This window comes from Pseudomonas sp. VI4.1, assembly GCF_002029345.1.
Lineage (GTDB): Bacteria > Pseudomonadota > Gammaproteobacteria > Pseudomonadales > Pseudomonadaceae > Aquipseudomonas.
The window spans coordinates 37,099-47,524 of record NZ_MULM01000134.1 but is presented as its reverse complement, the minus strand read 5'-3'; the positions used below and the strand labels follow the sequence as shown (position 1 = coordinate 47,524).

The following is a 10,426-nucleotide window of genomic DNA, read 5'->3' as shown; positions in this document are numbered from 1 at the left end:
CGTGCCTGGGTCCTGCGATCGACACGGCCCGCTGTAGGAGCTGGCTTGCCAGCGAAAGCGGTGGGTCAGGCGAGATTGATGTTGAATGTCAGGCCGCCTTCGCTGGCAAGCCAGCTCCTACACAGGGGGGCGGTGTGATGACGAAGATGACCGAACACCCGGCAATGCGCGACAATGCCGGCAAGCTTCAGGAGTGAACCATGAGTGAAATGACCGATACGCCGGTAGACGGCACCCTCGACGCCAGCGGCCTCAACTGTCCGGAGCCGGTGATGATGTTGCACCAGCACATCCGTGACCTGGTGCCCGGCGGCCTGCTGAAGGTGATCGCCACCGACCCGTCGACCCGTCGCGACATTCCCAAGTTCTGCGTGTTTCTCGACCATGAACTGGTGGCGCAGCAGGAAGAGGCAGGCACCTACCTGTACTGGATCCGCAAGAAGTCCGGTTAAACGCTGGCCCCTGTAGGAGCTGGCTTGCCAGCGAAGGTCGTCAACGATTACGCGTTTCTATCGGTTAAACGTGGCGCTCTCAGGTGTTTCGCTGGCAAGCCAGCTCCTACAGGGGATCTGCGTGCGCTGTGCGTCAGCGGCTCTGCCTTAACCCGCCGAGCGGCTGATGCGGATCTGTTTGCGGGCACTGCGCGTCAGGCGGATCGACAGCATCAGCGCCGCGCAGCTCAGGCCGACGATCAAGCCCTGCCACAACCCGCTCGGGCCGCTCGGGGTGCCGAACCAGTCGGTCAGACCCAGGGCGTAACCCACCGGCAAACCGATGCCCCAGTAGGCGAACAGGGTCAGGATCATCGTCACCCGCGTGTCCTGATAACCCCGCAACGCGCCGGCCGCGGTGACCTGGATCGCGTCGGAGAACTGGAACAGCGCCGAATACACGATCAGCATCGACGCCACCTGGATCACCATCGGGTCGGCGGTGTAGATGGTTGCGATGTGTTCGCGCAGTAGCAGCATCATGCTCGCGGAAATACACGCATACGCCAGCGCCGTGCCCATGCCGACTCCGGCGGCGAAGCGTGCTTCGCGCGGCTGCTGGCGCCCGAGTGCCTGGCCGACGCGCACGGTCACGGCCATGCCGAGGGAGTAGGGGATCATGAACACCAGCGAGCTGAAGTTCAGCGCGATCTGGTGCCCGGCGACCACGGTTGCGCCCAGGCTGCCGATCAGCAGGGCGATCACCGCGAAGATGCTCGACTCGGCGAACACCGCAATCCCGATCGGCAGGCCGATGCCCAGCAAGCGTTTGATCACCGACCATTGCGGCCAGTCGAAACGGCTGAACAGCTTGCTCGATTGGTAGGCCGGCGCCCAGCGTTCCCAGCCGGCCATGCCCAGCGCCATCACCCACATCACGATCGCCGTGGCCCAGCCACAACCGACGCCACCCATGGCCGGCACCCCGAAGTGGCCATAGATGAACACGTAGTTCAGCGGAATGTTCAGCGCCAGCCCGCACAAGCCGAGGACCATGGCCGGGCGCGTGCGGCCGAGGCCGTCACTGAAGCAGCGCAGCACATGGTAGATAGCGACGGCGGGCAGGCCGCTGGCGATGCCGTGCAGGTATTGCATGCACGGGCCGATCAGCTCGGGATCGACCTTCATCAGGTGCAGGATCGGTTCGTCGCTGAATAGCATGACGGTCGCCATCAAACCCACCACCAAAGCCAGCCACAGGGCCTGACGGACGATCGGGCCGATTTCGCTGTGGGTGCCGGCGCCGAACCGCTGGGCGACTTTCGGCGTGGTGGCCAGCAGGGTGCCGGTCATCAACAGGAACACCGGGACCCAGATCGAGTTGCCCAGCGCCACCGCCGCCAGGTCCCGCGGCCCGACCCGGCCGGCCATCACCGCATCGACGAAGCCCATGGCGGTGGTCGCCAGCTGCGCGACCATGATCGGCAGGGCCAGGGCGAGCAGGGTTTTCAGCTCCAGGCGAATTCGGGCGGGGCGGGTGAGGGCGGGAGCGGCGGGGCGGTCGGTTACGGAATTCAAGGGCGGAACGTCCAAAGGTGTTTGATGCGCGGGGCGGGGCATTCTACGCCTTGACGCGTTGGTCAGGAAAAGTCCTGTGTTGGGATTTTGTAATGGGTTCCTTGGGGCGCTCCACATTCCCTGTAGGAGCTGGCTTGCCAGCGAAAGCGGTGGGTCAGGCGAGATTGATGTTGGATGTCAGGCCGTCTTCGCTGGCAAGCCAGCTCCTACACGGGAACTGGCGTCGTGCCTGGGTCCTGCGATCGACACGGCCCCCCCTGTAGGAGCTGGCTTGCCAGCGAAAGCGGTGGGTCAGTCGACATTGATGTTGGATGTCAGGCCGTCTTCGCTGGCAAGCCAGGTCCTACAGGGGGCGGGGTCTTTTCGTATGAGGTGAGCGATGCCCGCTGGCCCACCACGGTCATCTCCGCCTACACTGCCAACCCGCCAAAGGAGCCTGCCATGCTGATTGTTGCCGACGAAAATATCCCGCTGCTCGATGCCTTCTTCGAAGGTTTCGGTGAAATCCGCCGGGTGCCGGGACGTTCCATCGACCGCGCCACCGTCGAACAGGCGGATGTGCTGCTGGTGCGTTCGGTGACCAACGTCAATCGCGCGTTGCTCGAGGGCAGCAAGGTGCGGTTTGTCGGCACCTGCACCATCGGCACCGATCACCTGGACCTGGATTACTTTCAGCGGGCCGGCATCACCTGGTCCAGCGCTCCCGGTTGCAATGCCCGGGGCGTGGTCGACTACGTGCTGGGCAGCCTGCTGACCCTGGCCGAGATCGAAGGCGCCGACCTGACGCAGCGCACCTACGGGGTGGTGGGGGCCGGCGAGGTGGGTGGCCGGTTGGTCAAGGTCCTGCAAGGGCTGGGCTGGAAGGTGCTGGTCTGCGATCCACCCCGGCAAGCGGCCGAAGGCGGCGATTACGTCAGCCTCGAGCAGATCATCGAACAGTGCGACGTGATCAGCCTGCACACGCCGTTGAAGAAGCACGGTGCGCAGTCGACCTGGCATCTGTTGGACAAGAACCGCCTGAATCAACTCAAGAACGGGACCTGGCTGATCAACGCCAGTCGTGGCCCGGTGGTGGATAACGCCGCGCTGCGCCAGGTGCTGTTGCAGCGTGAAGACCTGCAAGCGGTGCTGGATGTCTGGGAAGGCGAGCCCGAAGTCGATGTGGCGCTGGCCGAACTCTGCGTGCTGGCGACGCCGCACATTGCCGGTTACAGCCTTGACGGCAAGCAGCGCGGGACGGCGCAGATCTATCAGGCGTATTGCCGGTTCCTCGGGCAACCGGAGCAGGTCAGCTTGAGCGATCTGCTGCCGGCGCCTTGGTTGTCGCAGGTGACCTTGAATGGGCAAAGCGATCCGGCCTGGGCCTTGGCGATGGTGTGCCGGGGTGTGTACGACCCGCGCCGCGACGATGCGGATTTTCGCCGCAGCCTGGTCGGAAGTGTGAGCGAGCAGCGGGCGGCGTTTGATGCGTTGCGCAAGCATTATCCGCTGCGGCGGGAGATTGATGGGTTGCAGGTGCGGATCGAGGGGGATTCCCCTGTGCTGCACAAGATGGTGCTGGCGTTGGGGGCGGTGGCGGTTTAGGGACCGGGTCAGCCCTTCGCGGGCAAGCCTCGCTCCTACGGGTCATGCGTGTAGGAGCGAGGCTTGCCCGCGAATGACGCACCCCATTTGCCGGATCAGCACCCATAAAAAACCCGGCCTCCCGGGCCGGGTCAAGAAGACGGCGGCTATATCAATCTTGTTTGGCAGGCGTGACCAATCGCTTTTCCAGTTCGCGGCAAGCGTCCTGGATCATGCCTTCAGTGATCGGTACTTCGCGCCCTTCTTCATCGATAATCGAGCAACCCAGAGACTGGTCTGGCTGTGTGCGGATCACTTCAATCTTGTCATCGCTGCTGTTCTGCAAGGACATGGCCTGTCTCCTCATCAGGTTGTGTGCTTACTGTAGAGCCACCAGGTGACCGGGCTGTGACAACTCCCTGCGGTTTTTCCGGGTGGCAATATCAGTCCACCAGAAATACTGCGCGCTTGCCACCGGAACTTTAGACCAATAGCGTCTAGAGGCTAGACATTGCGGTCATAATTAAACCGACTCATTGTGATTTACACCGTTTGCGCCCCCATTGAGCGGTGCAGGCTGGCCCGATTAATGGCTGTATCCTGTACAGGGATGGTCCTGATGCTTTCTGCTCGTCAACGCCGCGCGTTCCGCCTGGCCAGTCGTTTTCTCGCGCCATATCGTTGGCCGGCCCTCGGTGCCTTGCTCGCCTTGATCGTCACGGCCGGCATCACCCTGTCCATGGGCCAGGGCATTCGCCTGTTGGTGGACCAGGGGTTCATGACCCAGTCGCCGCACTTGCTCAATCAGTCCATTGGCCTGTTCCTGCTGCTGGTGCTCGGCCTGGCGATCGGCACGTTCGCGCGGTTTTACCTGGTGTCGTGGATCGGCGAGCGCGCGGTTGCGGACATCCGCCGCCAGGTGTTCAACCACCTGATTTACCTGCACCCGGGGTTCTATGAAGACAACCGCAGCTCCGAGATCCAGTCGCGCCTGACGGCCGATACCACCTTGTTGCAATCGGTGATCGGCTCTTCGCTGTCGCTGTTCCTGCGCAATTTGCTGATGGTGATCGGCGGGATCGTCCTGCTGTTCATCACCAACCCCAAGCTCACCAGCATCGTGGTGATCGCCTTGCCCCTGGTGATCGCGCCGATCCTGATTTTCGGCCGCCGCGTGCGCAGCCTGTCGCGCCTGAGTCAGGACCGGATTGCCGACATCGGCAGCTACGTCTCCGAAACCCTGAGCCAGATCAAGACCGTGCAGGCCTACAACCATCAGGCCCAGGACGAGCAGCGCTTCGCCGTGACCGTGGAAGAGGCCTTCGACACCGCCCGCAAACGCATCTTCCAGCGCGCGTGGCTGATTACCCTGGTGATCCTGCTGGTGCTGGGCGCGGTCGGGGTGATGCTGTGGGTCGGCGGGATGGATGTGATTGCCGGGCGGATTTCCGCGGGTGAACTGGCGGCCTTTGTGTTTTACAGCCTGATCGTCGGCAGTGCGTTTGGCACCTTGAGCGAAGTGATCGGCGAATTGCAGCGCGCCGCCGGCGCCGCCGAGCGGATTGCCGAGTTGCTGCGCTCGGAAAACATCATCCAGCCACCGACCACCGGCCTGGTGACCTTGCCGGAACGGGTCAAGGGCGACCTGGTGCTGCAAGACCTGCGGTTTTCCTACCCGTCGCGTCCGGAAAGCTACGCCGTCGATGGCTTGAACCTGACCATCAACGCCGGCGAAACTCTGGCCCTGGTCGGACCGTCCGGCGCCGGCAAGTCGACGGTGTATGACCTGCTGCTGCGCTTTTACGATCCCGCCGAGGGCCGCATCCTGCTCGACGGCGTTCCCCTGACCCGACTCGACCCGCTGGACCTGCGCCGCTGCTTCGCCCTGGTCTCGCAAAGCCCGGCCCTGTTCTATGGCAGCATCGAAGAGAACATCCGCTACGGCAACCCGACGGCGACCCTGGCCCAGGTCAGGGAGGCGGCCAAAATCGCCTACGCCCATGACTTTATCGAGGCCATGCCCAACGGTTACCAGACCCACCTCGGCGATGCCGGCCTCGGCCTGTCCGGCGGCCAGCGCCAACTGCTGGCCATCGCCCGGGCGCTGCTGGTGGATGCGCCGATCCTGCTGCTCGACGAAGCCACCAGCGCTCTCGATGCCCAGAGCGAACACCTGATCCAGCAAGCCCTGCCCAGCCTGATGAAAAACCGCACCACCCTGGTCATCGCCCACCGCCTGGCCACGGTGAAAAACGCCGACCGGATCGCGGTGATGGATCAGGGGAAACTGGTGGCGGTGGGGACGCATCAGGAGTTGATTGCGAGTAACGCGTTGTATGCGCGGTTGGCGGCGTTGCAGTTCAGTGACGGCAAGGCTGAATCCGGTCTTCTCCTATAGGCAATCGGGGTATACATAATCCCGAGTCCGGCAAAGTACCCGTGTAGGAGCCGGCTTGCCGGCGAAGACGGTGGCACATTCGGTGGAGGTGTTGGCTGGCAGACCGCTTTCGCTGGCAAGCCAGCTCCTACAGGGGATCTTCTGTGAACACGAAATCGTGGACGACGCCGATCCCGTGTAGGAGCCGGCTTGCCGGCGAAGGCGGCACATTCAGCAGAGGTGTTGGCTGGCAGACCGCTTTCGCTGGCAAGCCAGCTCCTACATGAGCGCGTTTACAGGATCATTGATCGTCAAAATACCGCTCATGCCAATCCACCAGCGGCTGTGGCGAGTTGAGCTTCTGGCCATAGATCACCGAATACGACAACACGTTCTGCACGTACTGGCGGGTTTCGTCGAACGGGATGCTTTCCACCCACACGTCGAAGCTCAGGTGGTCCGCGCCGCGCAGCCACTGGCGCACACGGCCGGGGCCGGCGTTGTAGGCGGCGGAGGCGAGGACGCGGTTGCCGTTGAACTGGGCGTGGACCTGGCTCAGGTACGCGGCGCCGAGCTGGATGTTCTTGTCCGGATCGAGCACCTGCTGTGGCGAGGCCAGTGGGATGCTGAACTTGCGCGCGGTTTCCTTGGCGGTGCCGGGCATCAACTGCATCAGGCCGCTGGCGCCGACGCTGGAACGGGCGTCTTCCATGAAGGCGCTTTCCTGGCGGGTGATGGCGAACACCCAGCTCGAGTGCAGCCCACGGACCTTGGCTTCACGCACCAGGGTTTCGCGGTGGGCCATCGGGAAGCGGATGTTCAGGTCGTCCCAGTACTGCGCCTGGCTGATGGTGCGGATCGCCGGGAAATACCATTTCAGGTCATAGGCCAGTTTGGCCTGGGCGACCATTTCATCGCGGCTCAAGTGGCGGCTGACGTGGTACCACTCGCGACGACCGTCGACGATTTGCCCGCGGGCGTGGAACTCCAGTGCCCGGCGGATGCCCGGGGTGTTGCGCACCTTGTTGATCAGGGCCTGGCTGAGCACCAGCGGTTTGTTGTTCAGCGAGTAGGGCGACTGCGAGCGATCGGCGGCCAGGAACCCGTAGAAGTCACGCTCGCGGGCCAGGCCCTTGTAGAGCGTCTGTGCTTCCGGGCTCTGCGGCTGCGCCAGTTCCAGGCTGCGCGCCTGCCAGTAGCGCCAGCGGTTGGTCGTCGCCAGGTCCTGCGGCAGGCGGCGGCTCAACTGGTAGGCTTCGTCCCAGCGGGCCAGGCGCAACAGCAGGCGCATGCGCCATTCCGACACGGTGTTGTCGCGCAGTTCCGGGTCATATTTGGTCATCATGTCCAACGCCCGAGGGTCGAACCGCTTGGCCAGGGACAGCCCGATTTCCCGGGCGATCGCCACTTTTTCGTCGCGGGAGAAGTGCATGCTGCTGGCGTAGCCGTCGAGCATCTGCATCGCCGGTCCGGATCCTGCCGTGCCAGGCGGCGCAGGCCGAGGCTGACCACGTCGGACATCGGCTCATCGGCCGGGATGAAGCGCGCCGGGTCGTTGAGCAGTTCAGGTTTTTGCGCCACTTCCACCAGCAGGCGGCCGCGGGGGGCGAGGGTGGTCAGGCCGTTGACCAGGCTGTTGGCCAGCGGATAGTTGCGCGCCTGGGCCGCGAGCTTGGTGCGCTCCCAGCGTCGCTGCTCGGTCAGTTGGCCTTCGGCGGCCCAGATACCGAACAGCGTGTCGCAGTTGGCCGGTTGGGTTTTGCCGGTCAGCCAGAGTTTTTGCGCGTTGGCGTAGCCTTCGGTTTTCTGGTTATGGGTGATCTGGTACTGCGCGTTGAGGCAGTCCAGTTCAGTGAAATTCATCTTCGGGTCGTAATACTTGACGAAGGTCGCCCAGTCGCCGCGTTCGGCCAGCCAGCGCAACCAGCGCAATTTCATCCAGTTGGCCTGGGGCAGGTCACCGTGTTCGGCGAGGAATTTCTCGATTTCGGCATTGCTTGCGAATTTCAGGCGCGCGGTCAGCTCGTCATACGCCAGGTACGGTTCCAGCGGATAATCGGCGAGGGCCTGGCTGTAGCGAAAATACGGACCGGTGTCACCCTTGGCCAGGGCGCGCTTGGCTTCGTCGTAATACTGGCGTTGGGTGGACAAATCCACGGCCTGGACGGTTTGAACGGCAGTGGCAGTAAGAAGGAAACAGGATAAAAGACTTAAAAGGCGACTGCGCATGAGACGTCCGGGCAGAGAAATCATGACAAGCGCAAGCGAGGCTCGCGCTGAATTAACTGTAGCTTAGCCTTTTGCCAGCAACGGGCGAAAGCTTTGCCGGCGTTGCAGCATCAACTCGCAACATTTGTCCTGCAGAGTGGGGCCCAGGTTAAATTGCCGGCCTTCTGCAGCCTCAAGTCAGGTAGAATGCGCCCCCGGTTTTTGGAGAAGCTCATGACCCTGCTCAAATTCAGCGATGTGTCCCTTGCTTTCGGCGCTATGCCGTTGTTGGACAAGGTGTCCTGGCAGATCGCCCGTGGAGAGCGGGTGTGCATCATCGGCCGTAACGGCACTGGCAAGTCCAGCATGATGAAGCTCGTCAAGGGCGACCAGAAGCCCGACGAGGGCTCCGTTTGGCGCGCACCCGGCCTCAAGATTGGCGAATTGCCGCAAGAATTGCCGGTAGCCGACGAGCGGACCGTGTTCGACGTGGTAGCCGAAGGCCTGGACGGTGTCGGCGAGCTGCTCGCGCAGTATCACCACCTGAGCCAGAACATCGTCACCGACGCCGACCTGGACAAACTGATGCACGTCCAGCACGACCTCGAAGCCCGTGACGGCTGGCGTTTGCAGCAACTGGTCGACAGCACCCTGAGCCGCCTGCAGTTGCCGGCCGACAAGACCCTCGCCGAATTGTCCGGCGGCTGGCGTCGCCGCGTCCTGCTGGCCCAGGCCCTGGTCTCCGAGCCGGACCTGCTGCTGCTCGACGAACCGACCAACCACCTGGACATCGGTGCCATCGCCTGGCTCGAAGAGGCGCTGAAGGATTTCCAGGGCGCCGTGCTGTTCATCACGCACGACCGTTCTTTCCTGCAGAACCTGGCAACGCGCATCCTCGAACTGGATCGCGGCGGCCTGATCGACTGGAACGGCGACTACGCCAGCTTCCTCGTGCACAAGGAAGCCTCGCTGGCCGCTGAAGACACCGCCAATGCGCTGTTCGACAAGAAACTGGCCCAGGAAGAAGTCTGGATCCGCCAGGGCATCAAGGCGCGCCGTACCCGCAACGAAGGCCGCGTACGCGCCCTGAAAGCCCTGCGCAACGAGCGCAGCGAGCGTCGTGAGCGCACCGGCAAGGCCAACATTCAGCTGGACACCGCCGACAAGTCCGGCAAGCAGGTGATGGTCCTCGATAACGTGAGCTTCGCTCACCCGGGCGGCCCGTTCCTGATCAAGGATTTCTCGATGGTCCTGACGCGCGGCGACCGTATCGGTCTGCTCGGCGCCAACGGTACCGGCAAGACCACCCTGTTGAAACTGATGCTCAGCGGCCTGCAGCCAACCAGCGGCACCGTGGAGGAGGGGACGCGCATCGACGTGGCCTACTTCGACCAGTTGCGCCATCAGCTGGACCTGGAAAAGACCGTGATCGACAACGTGGCCGAAGGTCGCGACTTCATCGATATCGATGGCCAGAGCCGTCACGTGCTGAGCTACCTCGGCGACTTCCTGTTCAGCCCGCAGCGTGCCCGCACGCCGGTCAAGGCGCTGTCCGGCGGTGAGCGTGCCCGTCTGTTGCTGGCGAAACTGTTCAGCAAGCCGGCGAACCTGCTGGTGCTCGACGAACCGACCAACGACCTCGACGTCGAAACCCTCGAGCTGCTGGAAGAGGTCTTGCTGACCTTCAACGGCACCGTGCTGATGGTCAGTCACGACCGGGCATTCCTCGACAACGTGGTCACCAGCACCCTGGTCTTCGAAGGTGAAGGCAAGGTTCGCGAATACGTCGGTGGTTACCAGGACTGGCTGCGCCAGGGCGGCTCGCCGCGCCTGCTGGGCGTGACCGAGAGCAAATCCGGCAAGGCCGACCTGACCTCTGCGGTGGTCACGGCTGAGCCGGCGCCTGTGGCGGCGGCAGAAGCGCCAGTGGCGAAGAAAAAGCTCAGCTACAAGGTCCAGCGCGAGCTGGAAGCCTTGCCGGGCCAGATCGAAGCCATGGAACAGCAGATCGCTGCCGTTGAAGCGCAGATGGCGGATGCCGGTTTTTACCAGCGTCCGGCGGCTGAAACCGCAGCGGTGATTGCCCAGCTGGAGCAGTTGCATGCTGAACTCGACGTCATGGTCGAGCGCTGGGCCGAGCTGGATGCCTGATTGATCCCGCAATAAAAAAGCCCGGCGTTCAGTGATGAACGCCGGGCTTTTCGTATGCAACCCGGTCTACCTGTAGAAATATGCCCCCTGTAGGAGCTGGCTTGCCAGCGAAGGCGGT

The 10,426-nt window shown here is 63.2% G+C and carries 6 protein-coding genes and 2 pseudogenes; 5 read left to right on the top strand and 3 right to left on the bottom strand.

From position 1 onward, the window contains the following. A pseudogene (locus tag BZ163_RS35130) lies at nt 1-197 on the top strand (hypothetical protein); the annotation flags it as partial. A gap of 3 nt (nt 198-200) precedes the next feature. After that, nucleotides 201-452, top strand: a complete 252-nt coding sequence (gene tusA, locus BZ163_RS10660) for a sulfurtransferase TusA (RefSeq protein ID WP_128870875.1) — start codon at nt 201-203, stop codon at nt 450-452. Nucleotides 453-599: 147 nt separating this feature from the next. On the opposite strand, the gene BZ163_RS10650 is transcribed toward tusA, so the two are convergent. Next, entirely contained in the window at nt 600-2,009 is a 1,410-nt protein-coding gene (locus tag BZ163_RS10650; protein WP_128870874.1) for an MATE family efflux transporter, read from the bottom strand. A gap of 441 nt (nt 2,010-2,450) precedes the next feature. On the opposite strand from BZ163_RS10650, the gene pdxB reads away from it, so the two are divergent. Next, the gene (pdxB, locus tag BZ163_RS10645; protein WP_128870877.1) at nt 2,451-3,593 is read left to right on the top strand and encodes a 4-phosphoerythronate dehydrogenase PdxB; all 1,143 of its coding nucleotides are present in this window, start codon (nt 2,451-2,453) and stop codon (nt 3,591-3,593) included. Between the two features lie 151 nt (nt 3,594-3,744). On the opposite strand, the gene BZ163_RS10640 is transcribed toward pdxB, so the two are convergent. Beyond that, nucleotides 3,745-3,924 carry a PA1571 family protein gene (locus tag BZ163_RS10640; RefSeq protein WP_128870873.1) on the bottom strand — a complete coding sequence of 60 codons (180 nt, stop codon included), beginning with the start codon at nt 3,922-3,924 and terminating at the stop codon, nt 3,745-3,747. A 258-nt stretch (nt 3,925-4,182) separates the two neighbouring features. Between BZ163_RS10640 and BZ163_RS10635 the strand changes: the two genes are divergently transcribed. Further along, a complete protein-coding gene (locus BZ163_RS10635) occupies nt 4,183-5,970 on the top strand; it encodes an ABC transporter transmembrane domain-containing protein (RefSeq protein ID WP_168187342.1) in 1,788 nt (595 codons plus the stop codon). 280 nt (nt 5,971-6,250) lie between these two features. Here the strand turns inward: BZ163_RS10635 and BZ163_RS10625 are convergent. After that, nucleotides 6,251-8,178 (bottom strand): annotated as a pseudogene (locus BZ163_RS10625) (transglycosylase SLT domain-containing protein). 213 nt (nt 8,179-8,391) lie between these two features. Between BZ163_RS10625 and BZ163_RS10620 the strand changes: the two are divergent. Continuing rightward, the gene (locus BZ163_RS10620) at nt 8,392-10,308 is read left to right on the top strand and encodes an ATP-binding cassette domain-containing protein (protein ID WP_128870871.1); all 1,917 of its coding nucleotides are present in this window, start codon (nt 8,392-8,394) and stop codon (nt 10,306-10,308) included. Nucleotides 10,309-10,426 lie beyond the last annotated feature (118 nt).

What these genes read in the sequence shown, in the direction of transcription:
- BZ163_RS10640 (WP_128870873.1), bottom strand. Translation starts at nt 3,924, where the DNA reads ATGTCCTTGCAGAACAGCAGCGATGACAAGATTGAAGTGATCCGCACA.
- BZ163_RS10620 (WP_128870871.1), top strand. Translation starts at nt 8,392, where the DNA reads ATGACCCTGCTCAAATTCAGCGATGTGTCCCTTGCTTTCGGCGCTATG.
- tusA (WP_128870875.1), top strand. Translation starts at nt 201, where the DNA reads ATGAGTGAAATGACCGATACGCCGGTAGACGGCACCCTCGACGCCAGC.
- pdxB (WP_128870877.1), top strand. Translation starts at nt 2,451, where the DNA reads ATGCTGATTGTTGCCGACGAAAATATCCCGCTGCTCGATGCCTTCTTC.
- BZ163_RS10635 (WP_168187342.1), top strand. Translation starts at nt 4,183, where the DNA reads ATGGTCCTGATGCTTTCTGCTCGTCAACGCCGCGCGTTCCGCCTGGCC.